The 23,088-nt window shown below is 71.4% G+C and carries 21 protein-coding genes and 2 tRNA genes; 4 read left to right on the top strand and 19 right to left on the bottom strand.

Features of this window, described 5'->3' with window-relative positions; genetic code table 11:
- Window positions 1-80: 80 nt before the first annotated feature.
- From holA to leuS, 8 genes are all read right to left on the bottom strand, one after another.
- Entirely contained in the window at window positions 81-1,064 is a 984-nt protein-coding gene (gene holA / locus OG746_RS28285; RefSeq protein WP_266719749.1) for a DNA polymerase III subunit delta, read from the bottom strand.
- A gap of 144 nt (window positions 1,065-1,208) precedes the next feature.
- Entirely contained in the window at window positions 1,209-1,454 is a 246-nt protein-coding gene (locus OG746_RS28280) for a hypothetical protein (protein ID WP_266719747.1), read from the bottom strand.
- A gap of 49 nt (window positions 1,455-1,503) precedes the next feature.
- Window positions 1,504-2,385 (bottom strand): YceI family protein, encoded by an 882-nt coding sequence (locus OG746_RS28275; RefSeq protein ID WP_266719745.1) that lies wholly within the window; start codon window positions 2,383-2,385, stop codon window positions 1,504-1,506.
- Between the two features lie 155 nt (window positions 2,386-2,540).
- Window positions 2,541-5,120, bottom strand: coding sequence for a ComEC/Rec2 family competence protein (locus tag OG746_RS28270; RefSeq protein ID WP_266719743.1), 2,580 nt, complete (start codon window positions 5,118-5,120; stop codon window positions 2,541-2,543).
- Window positions 5,121-5,161: 41 nt separating this feature from the next.
- A complete protein-coding gene (locus OG746_RS28265; RefSeq protein WP_266719741.1) occupies window positions 5,162-6,178 on the bottom strand; it encodes a ComEA family DNA-binding protein in 1,017 nt (338 codons plus the stop codon).
- A gap of 220 nt (window positions 6,179-6,398) precedes the next feature.
- On the bottom strand, window positions 6,399-7,247 hold the full coding sequence (locus tag OG746_RS28260) for a DegV family protein (protein WP_266719739.1): 849 nt from the start codon (window positions 7,245-7,247) through the stop codon (window positions 6,399-6,401).
- Between the two features lie 84 nt (window positions 7,248-7,331).
- Window positions 7,332-8,054, bottom strand: a complete 723-nt coding sequence (locus OG746_RS28255) for a hypothetical protein (protein ID WP_266719737.1) — start codon at window positions 8,052-8,054, stop codon at window positions 7,332-7,334.
- Window positions 8,055-8,216: 162 nt separating this feature from the next.
- On the bottom strand, window positions 8,217-11,129 hold the full coding sequence (gene leuS / locus OG746_RS28250) for a leucine--tRNA ligase (RefSeq protein WP_266719735.1): 2,913 nt from the start codon (window positions 11,127-11,129) through the stop codon (window positions 8,217-8,219).
- 514 nt (window positions 11,130-11,643) lie between these two features.
- Between leuS and OG746_RS28245 the strand changes: the two genes are divergently transcribed.
- Together OG746_RS28245 and OG746_RS28240 are read left to right on the top strand one after the other, a co-directional pair.
- Window positions 11,644-12,759 carry a cytochrome b/b6 domain-containing protein gene (locus tag OG746_RS28245; RefSeq protein ID WP_266719733.1) on the top strand — a complete coding sequence of 372 codons (1,116 nt, stop codon included), beginning with the start codon at window positions 11,644-11,646 and terminating at the stop codon, window positions 12,757-12,759.
- Window positions 12,756-14,333, top strand: coding sequence for an NADH-quinone oxidoreductase subunit NuoF family protein (locus OG746_RS28240; protein WP_266719731.1), 1,578 nt, complete (start codon window positions 12,756-12,758; stop codon window positions 14,331-14,333). The genes OG746_RS28245 and OG746_RS28240 overlap by 4 nt, the downstream gene beginning before the upstream one ends.
- 75 nt (window positions 14,334-14,408) lie before the next feature.
- On the opposite strand, the gene OG746_RS28235 is transcribed toward OG746_RS28240, so the two are convergent.
- Window positions 14,409-14,481 (bottom strand) — tRNA-Ala (locus OG746_RS28235).
- Window positions 14,482-14,629: 148 nt separating this feature from the next.
- On the opposite strand from OG746_RS28235, the gene OG746_RS28230 reads away from it, so the two are divergent.
- Entirely contained in the window at window positions 14,630-15,817 is a 1,188-nt protein-coding gene (locus tag OG746_RS28230; RefSeq protein ID WP_266719729.1) for a glycosyltransferase 87 family protein, read from the top strand.
- Here the strand turns inward: OG746_RS28230 and OG746_RS28225 are convergent.
- The 9 genes from OG746_RS28225 to OG746_RS28185 form a co-directional block, all read right to left on the bottom strand.
- A complete protein-coding gene (locus OG746_RS28225; RefSeq protein WP_266719727.1) occupies window positions 15,786-16,019 on the bottom strand; it encodes a hypothetical protein in 234 nt (77 codons plus the stop codon). The two genes, OG746_RS28230 and OG746_RS28225, sit on opposite strands and share 32 nt — an antisense overlap.
- 9 nt (window positions 16,020-16,028) lie before the next feature.
- Window positions 16,029-16,223: a hypothetical protein gene (locus OG746_RS28220; RefSeq protein WP_266719725.1), complete on the bottom strand. Its 195-nt coding sequence runs from the start codon at window positions 16,221-16,223 to the stop codon at window positions 16,029-16,031.
- 225 nt (window positions 16,224-16,448) lie between these two features.
- Window positions 16,449-16,521: transfer RNA gene (locus OG746_RS28215), tRNA-Ala, on the bottom strand.
- Window positions 16,522-16,662: 141 nt separating this feature from the next.
- Window positions 16,663-17,313, bottom strand: coding sequence for a histidine phosphatase family protein (locus tag OG746_RS28210; RefSeq protein ID WP_266719723.1), 651 nt, complete (start codon window positions 17,311-17,313; stop codon window positions 16,663-16,665).
- The gene (rsfS, locus tag OG746_RS28205; protein WP_266719721.1) at window positions 17,310-17,762 is read right to left on the bottom strand and encodes a ribosome silencing factor; all 453 of its coding nucleotides are present in this window, start codon (window positions 17,760-17,762) and stop codon (window positions 17,310-17,312) included. The genes OG746_RS28210 and rsfS overlap by 4 nt, the downstream gene beginning before the upstream one ends.
- 140 nt (window positions 17,763-17,902) lie before the next feature.
- Complete coding sequence (locus tag OG746_RS28200) at window positions 17,903-19,570, bottom strand: LCP family protein (RefSeq protein ID WP_266719719.1); 1,668 nt, start codon at window positions 19,568-19,570, stop codon at window positions 17,903-17,905.
- Between the two features lie 26 nt (window positions 19,571-19,596).
- Entirely contained in the window at window positions 19,597-20,259 is a 663-nt protein-coding gene (gene nadD, locus OG746_RS28195; RefSeq protein WP_266719717.1) for a nicotinate-nucleotide adenylyltransferase, read from the bottom strand.
- Between the two features lie 43 nt (window positions 20,260-20,302).
- Window positions 20,303-20,464, bottom strand: a complete 162-nt coding sequence (locus OG746_RS28190) for a hypothetical protein (protein ID WP_266719715.1) — start codon at window positions 20,462-20,464, stop codon at window positions 20,303-20,305.
- 65 nt (window positions 20,465-20,529) lie between these two features.
- On the bottom strand, window positions 20,530-20,670 hold the full coding sequence (locus tag OG746_RS28185) for a hypothetical protein (RefSeq protein WP_266719713.1): 141 nt from the start codon (window positions 20,668-20,670) through the stop codon (window positions 20,530-20,532).
- 121 nt (window positions 20,671-20,791) lie between these two features.
- Here OG746_RS28185 and OG746_RS28180 point away from each other — a divergent pair, with 121 nt between their 5' ends.
- The gene (locus tag OG746_RS28180; RefSeq protein ID WP_266719711.1) at window positions 20,792-21,907 is read left to right on the top strand and encodes a M48 family metallopeptidase; all 1,116 of its coding nucleotides are present in this window, start codon (window positions 20,792-20,794) and stop codon (window positions 21,905-21,907) included.
- A 34-nt stretch (window positions 21,908-21,941) separates the two neighbouring features.
- Here the strand turns inward: OG746_RS28180 and OG746_RS28175 are convergent, their stop codons facing one another.
- Window positions 21,942-23,030 carry an SCO2583 family membrane protein gene (locus OG746_RS28175; RefSeq protein WP_266719709.1) on the bottom strand — a complete coding sequence of 363 codons (1,089 nt, stop codon included), beginning with the start codon at window positions 23,028-23,030 and terminating at the stop codon, window positions 21,942-21,944.
- Window positions 23,031-23,088 lie beyond the last annotated feature (58 nt).

Raw genomic sequence — 23,088 nt, 5'->3', positions numbered from 1 at the left:
ACAGGGGTCTGGGGCGCAGCCCCAGGGACGGGACGGGAAGGGGCGGCGGGGGCGACTTCCCGCGGTGCCGCGCTGACCCGCTACCCGCGCGCCCGGGCAGCCCGAGCCACCGTCACGACGGCCTTCTCCAACGCATACTCCGGATCGTCCCCGGCCCCCTTGACCCCCGCATCGGCCTCAGCCACCGCCCGCAACGCGACAGCGACCCCGTCCGGCGTCCACCCCCGCATCTGCTGCCGCACCCGATCGATCTTCCACGGCGGCATCCCCAGCTCCCGCGCAAGATCCGCCGGCCGCCCCCCGCGCGCGGACGACAGCTTCCCGATCGCCCGCACCCCCTGAGCCAACGCACTGGTGATCATCACCGGCGCCACCCCGGTCGAGAGCGACCACCGCAGCGCCTCCAGCGCCTCGGCCACCCGCCCCTCCACGGCCCGGTCGGCGACGGTGAAGCTGGACGCCTCGGCCCGCCCCGTGTAGTACCGCCCGACAACGGCCTCGTCGATGGTCCCCTCGACGTCGGCGGCGAGCTGCGACACCGCGGAAGCCAGCTCCCGCAGATCACTCCCGATGGAGTCGACGAGCGCCTGGGAAGCCTCGGAGGTGGCGGACCGCCCGAGCGCCCGGAACTCGCTCCGTACAAAGGCCAGCCGATCCGAGGCCTTCGTCATCTTGGGACAGGCGACCTCCCTGGCCCCGGCCTTGCGCGCCGCGTCCAGCAGGCCCTTCCCCTTGGCGCCACCGGCGTGCAGCAGCACCAGCGTGATCTCCTCGGCGGGCGAGCCGATGTACGCCTTGACGTCCTTGACCGTGTCCGCGGACAGGTCCTGCGCATTGCGTACGACGACGACCTTGCGCTCGGCGAACAGCGAGGGGCTGGTCAGCTCGGCCAGCGTCCCCGGCTGCAGCTGATCGGAGGTGAGGTCCCGGACGTCGGTGTCCGCGTCCACGGCGCGCGCGGCCGCCACGATCTGCTGCACCGCGCGGTCGAGCAGCAGATCCTCCTGCCCCACCGCGACGGTGAGAGGAGCGAGCGGTTCGTCGTTTGCAGTCTTCCTGGCCATCGCGCCAAGCATCCCACGCGCCACTGACAAGCCCGCCCCTACTGAACGAAGCCGGGGCCGGGCTCACGGGTCCTGGCGCAGGGCTCACTGGTCCGGGCGTGGGGCTCACTGGTCCGGGGCGCAGGGCCGACCAACCCAGCAGCCCTACGGTTCCTCGCGCCAGCCCTCCCACTCGGCCGCGAACCCGTCCAGCTCATCGGCGGACAGCCGCTCCGTCGCGTCCTCCACGACCAGCAGCCACTGCGCGTCCTCGGCGTCGTCCTCACCGGCCAGCGCGTCCCGTACGAGCTGGGGTTCCTCGGCCACCCCGAAGCGCTCCTTGAGCGCCTCCGCGGCCTCCTCTGCGGCGTCCCGGTCGGGCAGCACCAGTACGTGTCTCACATCGCTCACGCCACCATTTTCCGGCACGCCGGCGGCGGCGCCGCACGGGGTCAGCGGGTCAGCCCTTGGGCACGACCTGTATGTCGAGGTCGATGCGGACGCTGGAGCCGACGACGGCGATGCCCCGCGCCAGCATGGTCTGCCAGCTCACGGTGAAGTCGTCGCGGTGCAGCTCCGTGCTCGCGCGACAGGCGGCCCGGGTCTCGCCCTCCATGCCGGTGCCCACGCCCAGGTACTCGGCGTCCAGCGTGACCGTCCGGGTCACACCGTGCAGCGAGAGCGCCCCGGTGATCGCCCAGCGGCTGCCGCCCTTGTGCACGAAGCGGTCGCTGTAGAACTCCAGCGTCGGGAAGCGCTCGACGTCGAGGAAGTCCCCGGACCTGAGGTGGTCGTCGCGCATCTTGACGTTCGTATCGATGGACGAGGCGTCGATGACGACATGCATCGCGGAGTCCTCGACCCGCTCGGCCACCCGCAACACACCGGCGAACGTGTTGAACCGGCCGTAGACCCGCGCCATCCCGATGTGCCGCGCCGTGAACCCGATCGACGAGTGCGTCGGCTCGAGCTCCCAGTCCCCCGGCTTCGGCAGCGGCGGCGGCGCGGACACCTGGAGCGTCACGTCACCGAGCGCCGCCTGCGCACCCTCGACCACCGTGGCCCCGCCGCGGAACGGCGCGTACCCCTCGGCCGACACGGCGAGCCGGTAGTCCCCCGCGGGCACGGTCGCCACGAACGAGCCGAACGGGTCGACGCCCCCGCTCACCACCTTGCGCCCCATCGCGTCGTTCACCTGGAACTCGGCGCCGCGCACCGGCTCGCTCACGGCATCGATGATCCGGCCGCTGAGCACCCCCGCACCCGGCGGCACCGCCCTCCCCCCGAGGGAACTCGAATCTACTGACCGGTTAGTACGGTTTCTCCATCGGAGGCCGAACATGTCCTACCCACCCCAGAACGCCTGGACAACTACCTGATCTACTGCATTCGACAAGCATTCGATCATCGTGGGTAGTTTCGAGGCAACATGCGCCCACATGACAAGAACACCGTCCTGAGCAGCACCTGGGCAGCACCTGGGCAGCATCGGCCGCGCTACGGGAACACCCGGAGCTCCCCACCGCCCCCTCCCACGACCGCGACCGCCCCCTCCCGGTCAGTCCTGAGCACGGCCGCACCGCGCGCCCGCAGCGCCGCCAGCGTGCTGGGTGCCGGGTGGCCGTACGGGTTGTCACGGCCCACCGAGATCAGCGCGACGCGGGGCGCGGCCCTGCGCAACAGCTCCGGATCTTGGTACGCCGAGCCATGATGGGCGACCTTGAGCACGTCGACCGGGGGCAGCCGAGCCCCGGCGGGCGTTCTCAACAGGGCGCGCTGCGCCGGTGGTTCGAGGTCGCCGAGGAGCAGCAGGGTCAGCCCCGCGACGCGGACGAGCAGGGTCACGCTCGCGTCGTTCGGCCCGTCCGGAGTCGGGGCCGGGTCCGGCGGGGGCCACAGCACCTGCCAGTCGAGCGGCCCCGCCCTGCGCCGCTCCCCCGCCACGGCGCGCACCACCGGGACCCCGCGCCGGGCGGCCTCCCTCCGCACGAAGGCCACCTGGTCCGGCGGCTCCTCGAACCCGCTCGTCTCGATCTGCCCGACGGCCCTCCCCCGCAACACCCCCGCGAGCCCGGCCACATGGTCCGCATGGAAGTGCGTGAGCACCACCGCCGGGACCCGGGTGACGCCCAGTGAGCGCAGGCACCGGTCGACAAGCAGCGGGTCGGGGCCCGCGTCCACCACCACCCCGGTCCCCGCCCCCGCCGCGAGCACCAGGGCGTCGCCCTGCCCCACGTCGCACATGGCCAGGCGCCAGCCGGCCGGCGGCCAACCCGTGACACCCCGCACGAGCGGTGCGGGCCGCGTGATCACCAGCACGAGCAGCAGCGCGCAGACCCCGCAGATCCACGGCGACGCGAGTGCCCTGCGTCCCATGAGCACGAGAACCGCCGTGCCGAGCGCGAGCAGCGCCCCGCCGCGCCAGCCACCCGGCCAGTCCATCCCGCTACCGGGCAGGGCGGCCCCGGCCCTGGCGAGGTCTGCGATCCACCCCGTGGGCCAACCGGCGCACCAGGCAAGGGACTTCGCCACCGGCATCGCGAGCGGCGCCATCGCCAGCGCCGCGAACCCGAGCACGGTCGCGGGCGCGACCGCGAACTCCGCGAGCAGATTGCACGGCACCGCCACCAGGCTCACCCGCGCCGCCAGCACCGCGACGACCGGAGCGCACACCGCCTGCGCGGCAGCGGCGGCCCCCAGGCCCTCGGCGAGCCGTGCGGGCACCCCGCACCCGCGCAGCGCAGCGCTCCACCGCGGCGCCAGCGTCAGCAGCGCACCTGTGGCGAGCACCGACAGCAGGAACCCGTAACTCCGCGCCAGCCACGGGTCGTACAGGACGAGCAGCAGCACCGCCGTGGCCAGGGCGGGGATGAGGGATCTGCGGCGCCCGGTGGCCACGGCGAGCAGCGCGATCAGCCCGCACGACGCCGCCCGCAGCACGCTCGGCTCGGGCCGGCACACCACCACGAAGCCGAGCGTGAGGGCCCCACCGAGCACCGCGGTCGTCCGCAACGGCAGACCGACCCGGGGCGCGAGTCCACGCCGCTCGACACGTTGCGCCGTGCCGGGCGGGCCGATCAACAGGGCCAGCAGAATCGTGAAGTTGGCCCCGCTGACCGCCATGAGGTGCAACAGATCCGTCTCCTCGAAGGCGGCATGCAGCTCCGGAGTTACACGCGCCGTGTCGCCGACGACGAGCCCGGGAAGCAGTGCGCGCGCGTCCGCGTCGAGCCCGCCGGTGGCCTCGCGCAGCCCCGCCCGCAGCACCCCGGCCAGCCGCTGCGCCCGGCTCGGCGCCCCCACGACCCGCGCCCGCTCCCCACTCCCGACCCGCAGCACCGCCGCGACCCGGTCCCCCGCGACCATCGGCGGCGCGAGACTCCCGCGTACCCGCACCCTGGTACTCGGAAGCACCGACAGCCATGAACTGCCGCGCACCTGCGACGACTTGCCGGGTGCGGGCGGAGACGCGGGCCCACTTTCCCTCCTCTCGCCGCTGCCTCCTCCTTCCCTGTCGCCTCTGTCTTCGCTGTCCCCCTTGCCTCCCCCGCCCACCACGACCAGCACCGGCGCCCGCGTTCGCGCCATGCCCCCGTCCGGGCCCGTCACCCGCACCACGTCCGCCTCCACCAGCACCGACGTCGGCGCCGCGTGGTTCCCGCTGATCCTCGGCCGGGTGAGCCGGGGATCGGAGGTCACCTCCAACTCGACGTCCACGCGGGCGAATTCGGCCCCGAGCCCGGGCACGGGACCGCGCCGCAGGTCGGCCCCGTGCAGCCCGGCGGAGGCCGCGGCCGCGGCGGTGCACAGGAGCAGCGCCGCCGCCGACGGACCACGCCAGGGCCGCGCCGGGCGCCCGGCCCCACCACGCCCAGCGACCACCAGCCCCGCCCCACCGACCGCACACGCCACCGCCACGAGCCCCGCCCACCACGGCGAACCGGTCACCATCAGCGCCGCCGTGCCCCACGCCGCGAGCGCGGGCGGCACCAACCTCAGGTCCAGCGGCCCCTCTTGGCGAGGATGCGCATCACCGAGCCGCCCCACCGCGGACAACGCCTCCCGGCCACCCCGCATGACCGGGCGATGTATGACTGGCCGATTCACGACCTGGCGACTCATGGCCGTACGGCATTCTGCAGATCTTCGAAGCGCCGATCACCGATGCCATTGACCTCACGCAGCTCGTCGACGGAGCGGAAACCGCCGTGCTCCGTGCGGTAGTCGACGATGTGCTGCGCCAGTACGGGGCCGACGCCCGGCAAGGTGTCGAGCTGTTCCAGGGTGGCCGTGTTGAGGCCGATCGGGCCCGCCGGGGCCGACGCCCCAACGGGCGCTCCCGACGGCGCGGCGGCCGCTGCCGCTGCCGGCGCGCCCACCACGACCTGCTCACCGTCCACGAGGAGCCGCGCCCTGTTGAGCCCCTCGGTGTCCGTACCGGGGCGCAGCCCACCTGCCGCCCGTAAGGCGTCCGCGACCCGGGCCCCGGCGGGCAGTCGCTGGATCCCCGGCCGTCGCACCTTTCCGCTGACGTCCACGACGACCCCGGTGGCACCGCTCGCCACGAGCCCCGGTCCCGACCCCGGCCCCTGCCCCACCGCCGCGGGCGAGGCCCCGCCGCCCGGAGGCCCCACGGCTCGCGGCGCCGCCGCCCGCACCGTCTCGGGCGCCCGCACCGGCTGCGTACGCCCCGCCCAGAAGTGCTGCACGGCGAAGAGCCCCACCACGCCGACGAGAACGGCCAGCGCCAGGGCACCGCGCCGCTCGACCCCGCACCGCGTCTGCACCCACAGCGGCAACCGGTCCCGCAGGGCGAACGCCGCCCGCTCGCGCCGCGAGGGCGCAGGGCCCTGATCCTGCGCAGGCGCAGGGCCTTGCGAGGGCGCCAGGTCCCGGTCCTGCGCAAGCCCCGAGGCCTGCCCCTGTGCAGAACCCGAGCCCTGCACCGGCTCCACCAACGCCCCCGGCGGCGCGAACAGCGCCTCCGCCCGCACCCGAGTCCGCTCCGCCTCGACGCGCCTGCGCCGCGCGCGCCGCCGCACCACGTGCCGCTGCCGGGCGCGGCTGTCCGATGCGGGGCCGCGCCCCGGTCCGCTGGATGCGTGTGCCGTCCGTGTCCGTGATCGAAGTTCCATGTCACGAGACGGTAGGCACCGCGCCACCGGCACGTGGATCTTGCTCAATTCCCGGGGACAACCCGGCAGTTGTGGATAACTCTGTCACCCACGCGACTGACGGATCAGGCGAGCACGCCGCCAACGGAACAGGCACGCACGCGCCCGACGGACCAGGAGAACACGCGGCCGACAAAGCAGGCACGCACGCGACCGCCGGACCAGCCGAACAGTCACCGCCCTACGTCCGCGGCGAGACCACAGCCCCCAGCAACCCCGGCCCGGTGTGCGCCCCGATCACCGCGCCCACCTCGCTGACATGCAGCTCGGCCAGACCCGGCACATGCTCGCGCAGCCACTCCGCGAGCGCCTCCGCCCGCTCCGGCGCGGCCAGATGGTGCACGGCCACGTCCACCTGCGCGCTGCCCGCCCGCTCGGCCGCGATCTCCTGCAGCCGCGCGATCGCCTTCGACGACGTGCGGACCTTTTCCAGGAGTTCGATGCGGCCGCCGTCGAGCTGGAGCAGCGGCTTGACCGCGAGCGCGGACCCGAACAGCGCCTGCGCGGCGCCGATCCGGCCGCCCCGGCGCAGATAGTCCAGCGTGTCGACGTAGAAGTACGCGGAGGTGCCCGAGGCCCGCTTCTCCGCCGCGTTCACCGCCTCGTCGACGGTGCCCCCGGCGTCGGCCGTCTCCGCCGCCGCGAGCGCGCAGAAGCCGAGGGCCATGGCCACCATTCCGGTGTCCACGACGCGTACCGGGACCGGGGCCTCGCGCGCGGCCAGCACCGCGGCGTCGTACGTCCCGGAGATCTCGGCGGACAGGTGCAGCGAGACGATGGCGGTGGCGCCGGACTCGGCCACCTTGCGGTAGGTCTCGGCGAACTGCTCCGGGCTGGGTCTCGACGTCGTCACCGACCGGCGCTTCTGCAGCGCCTCCGCGACCGAGCGGGCGGAGATCTCCGTACCCTCTTCGAGCGCCCGGTCACCCAGGACCACGGTCAACGGCACCGCCGTGATGCCGTGGCGCTCCATCGTCCGCTGCGGCAGGTAGGCCGTTGAATCGGTGACGATCGCGACATGGCGGGACATGCACCGGAGATTACCTGCCACGGTCTCCCGGCGGCAGCCCGGCCCCTGCCTCCCGGCCATCGGACGACGCGCGTCGGCGGGCGATCAAGTCGTGCTCTCCGGACGGGGTTTCTTCTCCCACGGATACACGGGGCGTACACCTGGCGGAGTGATCGCGGCCCGGTTCTGCTCCCGATCGCGCCCCTGCCTGCGGTCCGTCCCCGGCGCCTGCCAGGCGGGCTCGGGCTCGGGTGCTGCCGCAGATCCCGCTCCGGAGCCCGGCTCGGTCGTCCAGTGCCGCAGCGCGCCGGCCTCCAGGTCGATCTGCGAACTCAGCGCGTCCAGGTCGTCGCTCGCGAACCGGCCGGCCCGGTCGCGGGCCGCGTGCCGCAGCGCGTCGGCCGACCGCGTGATCTGCTCCGTGCGCGTCCTGAGCTCCGGCAGCACCCGCGCCACCTGCCCCTTGTCGGGCTCGCTCTCCAGGCGCTTCAGCTCGGCGTCCACCTCGTGCCCGTGCGCACTCAGGCGCTCGAAGAGGCCGAGGGACTCCTTGAGCGAGGCGTCCTCGGCCACGCGCGCGTGCAGCGCGTCCTGCGTGGCCCGCATGGAGGTGCGCAGATGCAGCCGCAGCTGCGCCAACTCGGCTGCCGTGCCGGGCTGCACATAGCTCTTGGCGCGCAGTGTGGTGTCCTCCACCGCCCGCCGCGCCTGCTCGACCTTGCGGTCCACCCCGCGCTTGGCGGCGCCGACCGCCTTCACCGTCATGTACCCGCCGAACGCCAAAAACGCGACGAAGATCAGCGCAATGATCAATAGCACGGCTTCCATAGCGCGCTCTCCTCAAGGTCGCCCCGCCCAACCGGTCTCTCCACCGTAAACGGAGCGGGCAGGCCGAGGGTTCCAGCGGAACCCCCAACCTGCCCGTAGGGAACAACCCTGAGCGCCTTACGCAGGCACGATGTGCCGATCACGCAGGCGCGATGTGCCCGATCACGCAGGCACGATGTTCACCAGCTTCGGCGCCCGCACGATGACCTTGCGGATGCCGGCGCCGTCCAGCGCGGCGACGACCTTCTCGTCGGCCAGGGCGATCTTCTCCAGCTCCTCGTCGGAGATCGCCGGGGAGACCTCCAGGCGGGCCTTGACCTTGCCCTTGATCTGGACGACGCAGGTCACGGCCTCGTCGACCACGTACTGCGGGTCGGCGACCGGGAAGTCCTGGTGGACGACGGATTCGCTGTGGCCCAGCTTGCGCCACAGCTCCTCGGCGACGTGCGGGGCCAGCGACGCGACCAGCAGCACCAGGCACTCGGCCACGGAACGCGGCAGCGAGCCTCCCGCGTACGACTTGACCAGGTGGTTGTTCAGCTCGGTGACCTTGGCGATCGCCGTGTTGAACCGCATGCCCTCCAGGTCGCCGCGCACACCGTCGATCGCCTTGTGCAGGGCGCGCAGCGTGGCCACGTCGATGTCCGCCTCGGGCACGTCGACGACGGTGACCTCGCCGGTCGTCTCGTCGACGACGTTGCGCCACAGGCGCTGCAGCAGCCGGAACTGGCCGACCACCGCGCGCGTGTCCCACGGCCGGGAGACGTCCAGCGGGCCCATCGCCATCTCGTACAGGCGCAGCGTGTCCGCGCCGTACTCGGCGCAGATCTCGTCCGGCGTGACGGCGTTCTTCAGGGACTTGCCCATCTTGCCCAGCAGGCGGCTGACCTTCTCGCCCTGGTAGTAGTACGCGCCGTCGCGCTCCTCCACCTCGGCGGCCGGTACGGCGATCCCGCGCGCGTCCCGGTAGACGTACGCCTGGATCATGCCCTGGTTGTACAGCTTGTGGAACGGCTCGGCCGACGAGATGTGGCCCAGGTCGAACAGCACCTTCGACCAGAAGCGCGCGTACAGCAGGTGCAGCACGGCGTGCTCGGCGCCGCCTACGTACAGGTCGACACCGCCGGTGGGCATGCCCTCGCGGGGGCCCATCCAGTACTGCTCGATCTCCGGGTCGACCAGCTTCTCGCTGTTGTTCGGGTCCAGGTAACGCAGCTCGTACCAGCACGAACCCGCCCAGTTGGGCATGGTGTTGGTCTCGCGGCGGAACTTGCGCGGCCCACGGCCGTCGCCCAGGTCCAGCGTGACGTTGACCCAGTCCTCGTTGCGCGACAGCGGCGTCTCGGGCCGCGTGTCGGCGTCGTCCGGGTCGAAGGTGCGCGGGCTGTAGTCCTCGACCTCGGGCAGCTCCAGCGGCAGCATCGACTCGGGCAGCGCGTGGGCGATGCCGTCCTCGTCGTAGGCGATCGGGAAGGGCTCGCCCCAGTAGCGCTGACGGCTGAACAGCCAGTCGCGCAGCCGGAAGTTGACCGTGCCCGAGCCGATGCCCTTGCGCTCCAGCCACTCGGTCATGCGGGCCTTGGCGTCGGCGACGCCCAGGCCGTCCAGGTTCACCTCGTCGCCCGCGGAGTTCACCAGCTTCGCGTCGCCCGCGACGAACGCGTCGTCCCACGTCGAGGGGTCGGTGCCGCGGTCGTCGCTCGGCTCGACCACGCAGCGCATGGGCAGCTCGAAGGCGCGCGCGAAGGCGAAGTCACGGCTGTCGTGCGCCGGCACGGCCATGATCGCGCCGGTGCCGTAGCCCATCAGTACGTAGTCGGCGATGAAGACGGGGACCTGCTCGCCGCTGACCGGGTTGGTCGCGAACGCGCCCGTGAAGACGCCGGTCTTGTCCTTGGCCTCGGTCTGGCGCTCGACGTCGGACTTGGCGGCGGCCTGCTTGCGGTAGGCGGCGATGGCGTCGGCAGGGGTCGCGTGACCGCCCGTCCAGACGTCGTGGGTGCCCTCCGGCCAGGCGGCCGGGGTGATCTTCTCGACCAGGTCGTGCTCGGGGGCCAGCACCATGTAGGTGGCGCCGAACAGAGTGTCCTGGCGGGTGGAGAAGACGGTGATCTTCTCCTTGCCGGAGCCATCGGCGTCCGGGACCGCGAAGTCGATACGCGCACCCTCGGAGCGGCCGATCCAGTTGCGCTGCTGCAGCTTGATCGCCTCGGGCCAGTCCAGGCCGTCCAGGTCGTCGATCAGGCGGTCCGCGTAGGCCGTGATGCGCATGTTCCACTGGCGCAGCTTCGACTTGAAGACGGGGAAGTTGCCGCGCTCGGAGCGGCCGTCGGCGGTGACCTCCTCGTTGGCCAGGACGGTGCCCAGGCCCGGCGCCCAGTTCACGGGCGCGTCGGAGGCGTACGCCAGGCGGTAATCGCCCAGGATGTCGGCGCGCTCGCCCTCGTTCAGCCCGCTCCAGGAGCCGCCGCCGGGAACGGCACGCTCACCGGTCTCGAACTGCTTGACCAGGTCGGCGATCGGACGGGCCTTCTGCAGGTCGTCGTCGTACCAGGAGTTGAAGATCTGCAGGAAGATCCACTGCGTCCACTTGTAGTACTCCGGGTCGATCGTGGCGAACGACCGGCGCTTGTCGTGGCCCAGGCCCAGCCGGCGCAGCTGGACCTTCATGTTGACCATATTGGCCTCGGTCGACGCGCGCGGGTGGGTGCCCGTCTGCACGGCGTACTGCTCGGCGGGCAGGCCGAACGCGTCGAAGCCCAGGGTGTGCAGCACGTTGTGGCCCGTCATGCGCTGGAAGCGCGCGAAGACGTCCGTGGCGATGTAGCCCAGCGGGTGGCCGACGTGCAGGCCCGCACCGGAGGGGTACGGGAACATGTCCATGATGAACTTCTTGGGCCGCGACGCGACCTGCGGGTCGCCCGCCAGGTCACCGCTCGGGTTCGGCGCCTCGTACGTGCCCTCGGCGTCCCAGAAGTCCTGCCAGCGTGCCTCGATGTCGGCGGCCATGACCGCCGTGTAGCGGTGCGGCGCGACCGCCGCCTCGGAAGCGGCGGCGGAATTCGTCTCGCTCATGATCCTCAAAGCTCCATCGATTGTGTCTGCCAGCGGCCCGTGCTCAGAAATGAAAAAGCCCCTCGCACAGGAGGGGACGCCGCGCCGATTCCGACCTCACGCCCTGGGGGCGGGTCGGGACTGATCAGCGCGGCTCGCTAAGCAGAAGGCGTACGGCACGCATGGCGTCAGGGTACCGCAGCCCTCGCTCGACCCGCGACGGGCTTCCCCTGTGCCCCACCCCACCCCAGGGATTACTCGGCGTACCGACCCCTATCGGGACAACGCAAAGACCAAACATCTCGTAGATAACAGCGAGATAACTCAAACCTCGTACTGCCCGGTATGCCTCGATCTAGAGTGCGGGCCGTGGGACCACCGTGCCGAACCGTTCGGAGTCACCCCCATGAACCCTCGAACCCCTCACCCCCTGAACTCCCTTCGTACGCCGAGGAGTTCACGCACACCCGGTGCCGGCCGTCGCAGGAGAACAGGGCTGCTCATCGCGGCAGTCGTCCTCCTGTTGCCCGTACTCGTGTCCGTCGGAAGCGACGCTGTGCGGGCGACGCTCGACTTCGGCGCGGGCGTGCTCTGCCTGGTCTCGCTGACCTCGTCCGTCGTCTGGGGCCTGGTCGCCTCCGACCGGGTCTTCCTCACCTCACGGCAGCGGCTGCTCGCGCAGGCCGTGCACCGGATCACCGCGGTCTCCTCGCTCGTCTTCCTGTTGCTGCACATCAGCGTGAAGCTCGCGCTCTCGCACGTGACGCTGCTCGGCGCGCTGATCCCGTTCTCCGGGGGCTTCAACGGCAGCGCGGGCCTGATCGGCCTGGGCGTGACCGCCGGACTCCTCATGATCGCCACAGGCGTCACGGGCGCGCTGCGCAGCTCCATGGCCTCCCCCGCCCGGCTCGCCACCCGCTGGCGCGCGACCCACATGCTCGCCTACCCGGCCTGGTGCTTCGCCCTCATGCACGGCCTGTACTCGGGCCGGCCCGCGAAGGCGTACGTGACCGTCCTGTACTGCCTGGCCCTGGTCGCGGTCGCCGGCGCGATCGCCCTTCGGGCGTCGCCGCAGGCCGTACGGCGCAAGGTGGCGGTGCGCATCCTCGAATTCCTGGACGCCGGACCGCGCGCGGGCGGCACCAGGCGGGCCGGGTCACCCCTCCCGCAGCCCCGCAGCGAGCCCGCACCGGCCGCCCCGCAGTCCCGCCCGGAGCCCGCCCCGCAGCCCACCTTCGAACCCGCTCCCCCGACGCAGGCCGACATCGGCTTCGCGGCCGCCTACCGCGCGGTGTCCGCTCTCCCCCGCGAGGAGCTGCCCACGCAGTCGGTCCCATACCTGCAGCAGTACGCGGACCCCACGGCCGCCATGCCGGCCGCACCCACCGAGCGCTGGCCCGCCCCCTCCCCGCCACCCCCGGCCCCAGCCCCGCCCTCCCAGTACGACCCGACGTACGACACCCCCTACGGAGGCGTGCCCGGCTACCCCGCCTCCTACGGAGACGGCATGAACAGCGGCGCCTACGAAGACGTCTATAAGGAAGCGCCCGGCTACACGGAAGCGCCAGATCCCACCGAACCGCTCCCCGGCCCCTACCAAGCACCCGCTTCCGGCGAGCCCTGGACCATGCCCTACGGAGGCACGCAGTGAACACCGCACTGCCCGACGTCCCGGAAGTCCGGGTCGTCGGACTTCCCCAGCTCACTTCGGGGTTCGACCTCGTGGAGCGGCTCGACCTCGACATGCACCTGAAGGTGCACGGACCACTGGAACCCATGGCGGGCGAACAGCTCGCGCAGCTGGCCCAGGCGATATCCCTGCGCGGCCGCGGCGGCGCGGGCTTCCCCTTCGCCAAGAAGCTCCGCGCGGTCGCGGAGTCGGCGATCCGGCGCGGAGTGCGCCCGGTCGTCGTCGTCAACGGCAGCGAGGACGAGCCCGCCTGCCGCAAGGACACCGTGCTCATCAACCGGGCCCCACACCTGATCCTGGACGGCGCCCTGCTCGTCGCGGAGGCGATCGGCGCGCGCACGCTCGTCATCGGCGTGACCCGTGACAGCACCGAGGCGTCGATGCAGGCGGCCCTCGCCGAGCGCGGCCTGACGAACCGTCGGGGCGCACCACTGCGCGCACGCGTGCAGCGCAATCCGGTGCGCATGGTCACCGGCGAGTCCTCGGCCCTGATCCGCTCGGCGGACGGCGGCCCGCCCATGCCGCCGGGCCGCAAGGTCCGCGCCTCCGACTCCGGCGTCGGCGGCGCCCCCACGCTCCTGTCGAACGCGGAGACCTTCGCCCAGCTCGCCATCGCGACCCGCACGGGGGCCGAGCGCTACTGCCGCACGGGCCTGCACGACGAGCCCGGCACGGTCCTGTTGACGCTCTCCGGGGCGGTCGCCCGCCCGATGGTCCTGGAGGTGCCGTCCGGCGTCCCGCTGCGCTACGTACTCCAACTCGCGGGCGCTCCCCCGCTTCCCCAGGGCGTCCTCACGGGCGGCTATCACGGCAAGTGGCTGGACGGGGTCGGCGCGCAGGACGCCATCGTCTCCCGCGCCTCCCTGGAGGCCTCGGGCGGCGCCCTGGGCGCCGGGGCGATCCTGCCGATCGGTCCTGACACCTGCCCGCTCGGCGAGGCCCTGAAGGTGGCGCAGTGGCTGGCCTCGGAGAGCGCGGGCCAGTGCGGGCCCTGCTACCTGGGGCTGCCCGCGGCGGCGCGCGGCCTCGAGGACGTGCTGAACGGAGGCGGCCCGACCGCCCTGGAGGCGCTGCGCGAGGTCACGCACGCGGTGAAGCGGCGCGGGGCGTGCAAGCACCCGGACGGTTCGGCGGCGTTCATCGAGTCGACGATCTCGGCGTTCACTGACGACCTGGCGGCGCACGTCCTGGGCGCCGGCTGCGGCCGCCCGGTGCTCGGTGTGCTGCCGTTGCACGCAGAGGCGCCGGCGGCCTCGACGCCGAGCGGCAAGCGGCTCGCCGTCGACTGGACGCTGTGCCGGGGCCACGGCCTGTGCGCGGACATCGTGCCGGAGCTGCTGCAGTTGGGACCCGACGGCTTCCCGACGGTCGCGGAGGCGGCGGTCCCCGGCTACTCGGAGGCGAACGCGGTACGGGCCGTGCGCCGCTGCCCCGCGCTGGCGCTGCGGATCGAGGAGGACGCATCGGCGGCCGCGCAGGACCGGAGGCCGGCGCGCCCCGCGCTCCCGCCCGGCCGCAGCCGCGCCCGGAGATAGCCCGTCGACACAAACACCCGTGGACACAAACAAAGGCGGGCCATCCGAATCGGATGGCCCGCCTTCACGTTCCTGTGGAGCTAAGGAGAATCGAACTCCTGACCTCCTGCATGCCATGCAGGCGCTCTACCAACTGAGCTATAGCCCCGTGCTTTGGTCCTCCGGGGCTTCCCTGTCGGTCTCCCCGGCGGCGTCGCCAACATTACACGGTCACCGGGGTGCATCACCAAATCGTTTCCGTTCCGCCCCCTTCTGTAGGGAAAAGTCGCCGTTGACGACTACTAGTGTTCCCTCATGTGACTGTGCTCGCCCTGCCCCGCACCCGCCACGCACCGGCAGCGCTCGGGGCCTGCCTGCTCTCGTTCGCCGCCTTCGTGATCGCCCAGCGCGCGGCCGACGTCTCGATGATCGATCTGATGGTCTACCGGGCGGAGGGCTGGACGGTCCGCACAGGTGGCGACCTGTATGCGATGCGCGCGACCCACGCCGGCCTGCCGACCACCTACCCGCCGTTCGCCGCGCTGCTGTTCCTGCCGCTGACGTACCTGGACGTGGTGACCATGAAGGTCGCCGCGACCGCCCTGAACCTCGCCCTCCTCTTCGGTCTTGTGCACCTCTCCCTGCGTCTCGTGCGACGCCACGCGCGCGTGGAGCACGCCTTGTGGGTGGCCGCCGCCGCCGTGTGGTGCGAGCCGGTGTGGACGACGCTGCGCTACGGGCAGGTCAATCTGCTGCTCGCCGTGCTCGTCCTGTGGGACCTGACGCGCCGGCCCGGGCACCGCTGGGCAGGCGTGGGGATCGGCATCGCGGCCGCGATCAAACTGACGCCCGCGCTGTTCGCCGTCTTCCTGCTGTGCACGGGACTCGCGCAGTTGGCGCGGGGCGGGGCCTGGCGGCCATGGGTGCGCGGGGCCTGCGTGGCGGTGGGCTCGTTCGTCTGCGTGACCGTCCTGACGGCCGTCGTCCTGCCGCACGACTCCCGGCACTTCTGGACGCGGATGGTCTTCGAGTCGGACCGCCCCGGCCACGCCGAGGAGACCGGCAACCAGTCGCTGCGCGGCGTACTGGCCCGACTTCTGCACACCGGAGATCCCGGGACCTGGTGGGCAGTTGCCGCCGCCGTGACCGCCGTAATCGGACTCGCGGTCGCGGTCGCGGCGGCGCTGCGCGGGCGCAGGGCCCAGGCGGTGGTGGCGTGCGCGACGACGGCGCTCCTGGTCAGCCCGGTCTCGTGGTCCCACCACTGGGTCTGGTGCGTGCCGTTGGCGCTGTTCGTGTGGGAGTCGGGCCGCCAAAAGGCCGCGCTCGCCCTGGCCTTGACGTTCTGCACCTACGCACTGTGGTGGGTGCCGCACACCGACGGGCGGCCCGAACTCCACCAGAACGCAGGGGAGTCGATGCTTTCGGCGCTCTACGTAGGAGTGGCCTGCGCCTTCCTCGCGTACTCCGCGGTCAGGCTCTGGCGAACGAATAGAAGCGCTTGAGCGTGCAGTGCTCGTCCAGGAGCCGGCCGTAGATCGGCTCGCCCTCCAGCTCGCGGTACGTCTCGATCGGGTCGCCTTTTATGATCAGCGCCCGCGCGCATTCCTCGCACCAGTACTGGTAGTCGGGGTTCAGCGGCTCCATGTCCCGCACGATGGGCGTGCCGCTGCCGCACCAGTCGCACTTCCTCCTGTGTGCACCCATGTGTTCCGCTCAGCTCCAGCTGTGGCCGCAGGCCGTGCACACGTACGAGATCCCGCCGTTGTCGCCGAGCATCTGCGCGACGTGGGAGGAGCCGCAGGACGGACAGTCGAGGGACGGGACGTCTTCGGAACCGGCCGGGGGCTCGGCGGATATCGCTGCCATGCCGAGGAAGCGATCGGCTTCCTCGTTGATGCTCAAGGGCATCGCGCACTCCCTCCCCAGCGGGCCGCCTTCGTCGGTCGGACACAGCCCCGTTCCGGCCGTCCGATTCTGCCACGGCGGAAGCGACCCGGTCAGCGACGCCCGCGTACCAGTCCGGACACGACGTCCGCTGAGGTATACGCCCCGGGCGCCCTCGACGCCTCAAATCTGCCGCAAAATCGGCAACGAAAAATCCCGCCCCTTACGGGACGGGATCTTTGATTCCTGTGGAGCTAAGGAGAATCGAACTCCTGACCTCCTGCATGCCATGCAGGCGCTCTACCAACTGAGCTATAGCCCCTCGCGTTCTTCCCCCTCCGGGCTTTCCCCCGGCGGGCCGAACAAGAAGAACTTTAGCCTGCGACCTGCCGGAAAGTGAAATCCGGCCCCTGCGGCCCGAGGGGCCGGTCCTGGCAGGCACTCGGGCACCCTGCGAAGGTGCCTAGTCGTCGTCGCCGAGGACCGGTTCCGGCAGCGTGCCCGCGTTGTGCTCCAGCAGACGCCAGCCGCGGGCGCCCTCGCCGAGGACGGACCAGCAGCAGTTCGACAGGCCGCCGAGTCCCTCCCAGTGGTGGGACTCCAGGCCGAGCAGCCGGCCGATGGTGGTGCGGATGGTGCCGCCGTGGCTGACCACGACCAGCAGGCCGTCGTCGGGCAGCTTGTCCGCGTGCCGCAGCACGACGGGCGCGGCCCGGTCGGCGACCTCGGTCTCCAGCTCGCCGCCACCGCGACGCACGGGCTCGCCGCGCTTCCACGCGGCGTACTGGTCGCCGTACCTGGCGATGATCTCCTCGTGCGTGAGGCCCTGCCACTCACCCGCGTATGTCTCGCGCAGGCCCTCGTCGTACGTGGCTTCGAGGCCCGTGAGCGCGGTGAGTTCGGCGGCCGTCGCCGCGGCCCGCCTGAGGTCGGAGGCGACGATCGCGTCCGGCCTCAGGGAGGCGAGCAGCCGGGCCGCGCGGCGGGCCTGGCCGACGCCGTCCTCGGTCAGCTCGATGTCCGTGGTGCCCTGGAAACGGCGCTCCAGGTTCCAGGAGGTCTGACCGTGCCGCCACAGGACGACGCGCCGCCCCCGAGGTGAGGCGCTGGTCACAGCACCTCACCACCGAGCTCACGCATCTCCTCGGCCGCGGCCTCGCGCTCCTTGGCGTGCTCCTCGCCCTTGCCGCGGGTGGCCTTGGCCTCCTCGGGCAGGTCGATCTCGGGGCAGTCCTTCCACAGCCGCTCCAGGGCGTAGAAGACGCGCTCCTCGCTGTGCTGGACGTGGACGACGATGTCGACGTAGTCGAGCAGGATCCAGCGGGCGTCACGGTCGCCCTCGCGGCGCACCGGCTTGGCGCCGAGCTCCTTGTTCAGCTTCTCCTCGATCTCGTCGACGATCGACTTGACCTGGCGGTCGTTGGGCGCCGAAGCGAGCAGGAAGGCATCCGTGATGGACAGCACATCGCTGACGTCGTAGGCGATGATGTCGTGCGCGAGCTTGTCTGCGGCCGCCTGCGCGGCGACGTTGATGAGCTCGATGGAACGGTCAGTGGCGGTCACTACAAGGCTTTCCGTCGGCGGTCTGGATCCCCTGAGAGATCCCTCAGGGGGGTACCCCAAGGGTCTCACGGTCCGCCGACACGCCTCACGGCCTTACCGGTGGCCCCACGCGCGCGGGGCGCCGGGCCACCGGTGGGCGGTCACTGACCGGTGTAGTTCTGGCCCAGCACCACGGAGACGTCCGCGTTCCTCGCCGCCTTGCCCTTGGTCACGGCCGACGTCGGCAGGCCCAGGGTCTTGGCGACCTCCACGGCGTCCTTCTTGTGCGAGGCGTCCGCGTACGTCACCCGGGAGGTCGCGATCGCCGTTCCGGTTCCACCGGACACGAACGTGTAGCCGCCGTTGACCAGGGCGACGCGGGCCTTCTCGGTGCGGGCCTTGTTCCCCGTGGCGTTCTCGATGCCGACGCGCAGCGAGTCGCCGCTGGACGGGGACTTCACGGTGCCGCCGAGCACGTTCTCGACCACCGAGTCCGCAGTGGACCGGGAGATGGCGCCGCCGCGCTGCACCGGCAGCACCTCGCTCTTGTAGTCGCCCTCCTTGGCCCGGTCGGCGAGCTTGGCGAGGAAGGCGCCGAGGTCCTTCTCGGTCAGCGACGGGTCGAGGATCTGGGCGAGCGTCTGCACGGTCGTCGTCGCGGCCTGCGGGTCGGACGACAGCTTGCGCAGCACGCCCTGCATGACCTGACCGAACCGCTCGAGCTGCGCCGTCTGCGGCTCGCCCTTGGCCCGGTACGTCGCGTACGCCACGGCCGCCGGGCCGCTGAGGGTCTGGTCCGCGCTCTTGTGGACGAGCACGGTGCCCTTCTTGGCGGGGTCGGGCACGGTCGCGTTCGTGGTGACGTCGATGTTGCCGACGAGCTCGACGAGGTTGTTGAGGTACGGGGTGTCGAGCCGCCAGGTGCCCTGGATGTCGGTGCCGAGCAGGGTGTCGAGGCCGTCGCTTGTTCCGGAGGAGCCGTCCTCGTCGACGGACTTGGCGAGCGTGGTGCTCGTGCCGTCCTCGTCGGACAGGGCGAGGGAGTTCGGCAGCAGGACGGAGGTGGCCCGCTTCGTGGTCGTGTTGTTCACGAGCAGCGCCGTGGACGTGCCGCCGCCCTTGGTGTTGTGCAGGTGGACGACGATGACGTCACGGTTCTGCGGACCGACCGCGGAGGCCGCACCCGCCTTCGCCGCGTCCTTCGACAGGAACGGCAGCTTGCCCTGGTACCAGAGGTAGCCGGCGCCGCCGACCAGGCACAGGGCGAGGACGACGACGAGGGCGATGCCCCGGCTGCGGCTGCGGCGCCGCGCCTCCTCGCGCCGCTCGGTGCGCGATTCGGTGAACTTCAGCCAGTCGATGACGTCTTCGGAGTCCTCGTCCGGCTCCTCGACGAACTCGAACTGCTCGGTGCGGTAGTCGCGGTCGGGCTGCTGGGCCTGCGACGGCGCGGGCGGCGGGGCCTGCTGCGGGATGTACGCCGTGGCCTGCTGAGCTTGCTGGGGCTGCTGCGACTGTTGGAACTGCTGCGGCTGTTGCGCCTGCTGAGACTGTTGGAACTGCTGCGGCTGTGGCTGCTGTTGAGGTTGCTGGAACTGCTGCGGCGCCCCGCCGTAGGGGTCGTACGAAGGGGGCTGCTGGGGCTGTTGGTGCTGCTGCCCGGTCGGCTGCTGCTGTCCGCCCGCATACGAGTCGTAGCCGTACCCGTACGCTGAGTTCTGCTCGTACGACGGCGCCTGTTGGACCGGCCGGTAGACCGGCTGGCCGAACTCGTCATAGCCGACCAGTTCGTAGTTCTGCTGGTCGTAACCGTCGTATCGGTCGTTCACCGATGCCCCTCTCGGCGGTGCAGGGTTCAGTCGCCTCGGTACAGCTGGCGCTTGTCGATATAGCGCACCACACCGTCCGGCACCATGTACCAGATGGGGTCACCCTTGGCGACCCTGTCACGGCAGTCCGTGGACGAGATGGCGAGGGCGGGAACCTCGACGAACGAGACGCCGCCCTCCGGCAGACCCGGATCGGCGAGCGTGTGGCCCGGCCGCGTGACTCCGATGAAGTGTGACAGGGAGAACAGCTCGTCGGTGTAACGCCAGGTGAGGATCTGGCCCAGAGCGTCGGCACCCGTGATGAAGAAGAGGTCGGCGTCGGGGTTGAGCTGACGCAGATCGCGCAGCGTGTCCGTCGTGTACGTCGGACCACCGCGGTCGATGTCGATGCGGCTCACCGAGAACTGCGGGTTCTCGGCGGTCGCGATGACCGTCATCAGATAGCGGTCCTCGGCCGGAGAGACCCTCTTGGCGCTCTTCTGCCAGGGCTGCCCGGTGGGCACGAACACCACCTCGTCGAGGTCGAACTGCGCGGCGACCTCACTGGCCGCCACCAGGTGTCCGTGGTGGATCGGGTCGAACGTCCCGCCCATGACGCCGAGGCGTCGCTTGGCCGGTGAGGCCCACTCGTGATCCGGGCCGCCGGCCGGGCTGTTGACCGGGCCGGTAGGCATGTCCTGCGCTCCCATGCGTGCAGAGCCTACTGGCCCGTTCCCAGTGCTTCCGCCCGGGTCAGCGGTCGCGGTTGAAGCGCGTGGTGATCCACAGCAGCAGGATCAGGATGATGAAGGCGCCGCCGCCCGTCACGAGGGGGCTGAGGCTTTCGTGGTTGCCGCCGTTCTCGCCCTCGGCAGCGAGAGTGGCGAGCTGGGCAGCGGTGCTGTGGAGGCTCATCTTCAGCAGGACCTATCCGGTGTGGGATCGGGATAAAGACTTCTGACCCATCGTAAGCGGTGGGGTCAGTCGTCGCTCTTGTAGCCCCGCAACAAGAACCAGGCGAGGAAGGCCGCGCCCAGAACGCCCACGATCAGCACGCCGCGCAACAGGTTCCCCGCACCCTGGTCCGACGCCGCGCTGATGACCTGATCGATGTGCTCCATGACGGTTCGCTCCTTCGGTGTGCTGCCCCGTCACGGTATATCCGCCTAGTGTGGACTCCACCTTGGGGGCACACCGGATACGGCGGGACACGTCGCACACACGGAACATGGGGGAAGTCGGATGCCCGACGAACCGAACGAGCAGCACGAGAACGTACCCAGCAGGCAGCGTCGGCGCTTCCCGGGGATCTCCTCGCGGGCGTACGAGCACCCCGCGGACCGCTCGGCGCTCGTCGCGCTGCGCAAGCTCAGCGGGTTCGACACGGTCTTCAAGGCGCTCAGCGGACTGCTGCCCGAGCGCAGCCTCCGCCTGCTGTTCCTGTCGGACTCGGTGCGGGTGTCCGACGAGCAGTTCGCGCACCTCAACACGATGCTGCGGGACGCCTGTTACATCCTGGACCTGGAGAAGGTCCCGCCGATGTACGTCAATCAGGACCCGCAGCCGAACGCGATGTGCATCGGCCTGGACGAGCCGATCATCGTCGTCACCACGGGACTTGTGGAGCTCCTCGACGAGGAGGAGATGCGGGCCGTCGTCGGCCACGAGGTGGGCCACGCGCTGTCGGGCCACTCGGTGTACCGGACGATCCTGCTGTTCCTGACCAGCCTCGCGCTGCGCGTCGCGTGGATCCCGCTCGGCAACCTCGCGATCATGGCGATCGTGACGGCGCTGCGCGAGTGGTTCCGCAAGTCCGAACTCTCCGCGGACCGCGCCGGGTTGCTGGTCGGCCAGGACCTGCAGGCGTCGATGCGCGGCCTGATGAAGATCGCGGGCGGCAACCACCTGCACCAGATGAACGTGGACGCGTTCCTCAAGCAGGCCGAGGAGTACGAGGCCGGGGGCGATCTGCGCGACTCCGTGCTGAAGATTCTCAACGTGATGCCGCGCTCGCACCCGTTCACCACGGTGCGCGCCGCCGAGCTGAAGAAGTGGGCGGAGAGCCGCGACTACCAGCGTCTGATGGACGGTCACTACCCGCGCCGCAGCGAGGACAAGGACACCTCGGTGACGGACTCGTGGCGCGAGTCGGCCTCGCACTACACGGATTCCGTGAAGACCTCGAAGGACCCGCTGATGAAGCTGGTCAGCGACATCGCGGGCGGCGCGGGCGACCTGGGCGGCCGGGTGCGGCGCGGCTTCGGCGGCTTCGGCGGCACGGGTGGCGGGGGCGCCAGCGGGAACCACGGCACCGACGACGACAGCACAGGAAACGGCAACGGCAACGGCGAGCGCTGATCCCCGAAGCCCGGCCTGATCCAAACGACAGGCCCTACACGTGCGGCTGGGCGTCCGGCGCGAGCGCGCCGCACAGCGCGGTCGCACTGTCCGTCGCGTACGGGTCGGTGCCGGCCGGGCCGCCCTTCTTCGCGCTCTGGCCCGCGAGCAGCGGATGCAGATACCCGGCGGAGTCGGACGAGCAGGCGAGCGGGCCCGCCTGGACGTACGAGACCAGCAGCTCGGTCTGGTGGTTGCGCAGGTCCTGGCGGTCGAAGCGGAAGTGCATGGAGCGGCGGACGGTGAAGAGGGAGGCCTCGGCCTTCTTGCCGTCGGCCGCCTTCGCCGTGGGCCGCAGCGCGTAGACGAACGTGTGGTCCGAGGTCACTTCGAGGGTGTCCGCGTCGGTCTCGGCCACATGCAGCGCGCCGCGGACGCGGATGCGTGAATCGACGAGGGTGGCCTGCGCCGGGTCGAAGCGGACGAGCCAGCCGGTGGCCGCGTGCCGCCCGTCGGTGACCGGCCTGTTGACGCTCTGGTCGAACTGCGGGAGCTGCTGCGGGTCGATCAGCATCCGCACCGGGCGCACGGCGCCGCGCGTGAGCACGTCGGGGTCGAGCGAGGAGTCGACGAGGTAGTCCTTGGCCGTCGTCAGCGCGGTGACGACCTGGCTGTCGGAGAAGTGCGCGGTGGCCTTCGGGTCGTCCGGCAGAGCGATGGCACGGCCGGCGCGCTTGAACCGGGCGGCAGGGCTGTGCTCGTACAGCTCGTGCACGGACTCGGAGCCGGGGACGCGGCCCGTCGGGGCCAGGGGTATGACGGTCATGCGCAGCGGTTCGGTGTTCCGGGCGACCGGGGTGGTCCGGTACGGGCTTCGTACGCCCATGTAGACCGCGGTGCCGAAGGCGACCACGATCAGGACGACGAGTATGACGGCCTGCCGTGTGAGGCCCCGGCGCAGCACGGGCAGGCGGCGCACGGCCGGCGAGTGGTCGCCGATGCGCTCCTGCGCGGAGAACTCCTGGAGCCGGGCAGCCTTGACGAACGATTCGTCGAACACGACGGATCGGTACTCTTCCTCGCTGCCGCCACTACCGGGACCGCTGTCCGGTGTCCCCTCCGGTGGGTCTCCTGGCCCGCTCATACCTTCAGGGTAGGTCTCCCCGACGCCAGGTAAACGCCCTGGTGCACGGTCAACTTTC

It is taken from the genome of Streptomyces sp. NBC_01016 (assembly GCF_026341035.1).
Lineage (GTDB): Bacteria > Actinomycetota > Actinomycetes > Streptomycetales > Streptomycetaceae > Streptomyces.
This window is presented reverse-complemented; position numbering and strand designations above follow the sequence as displayed.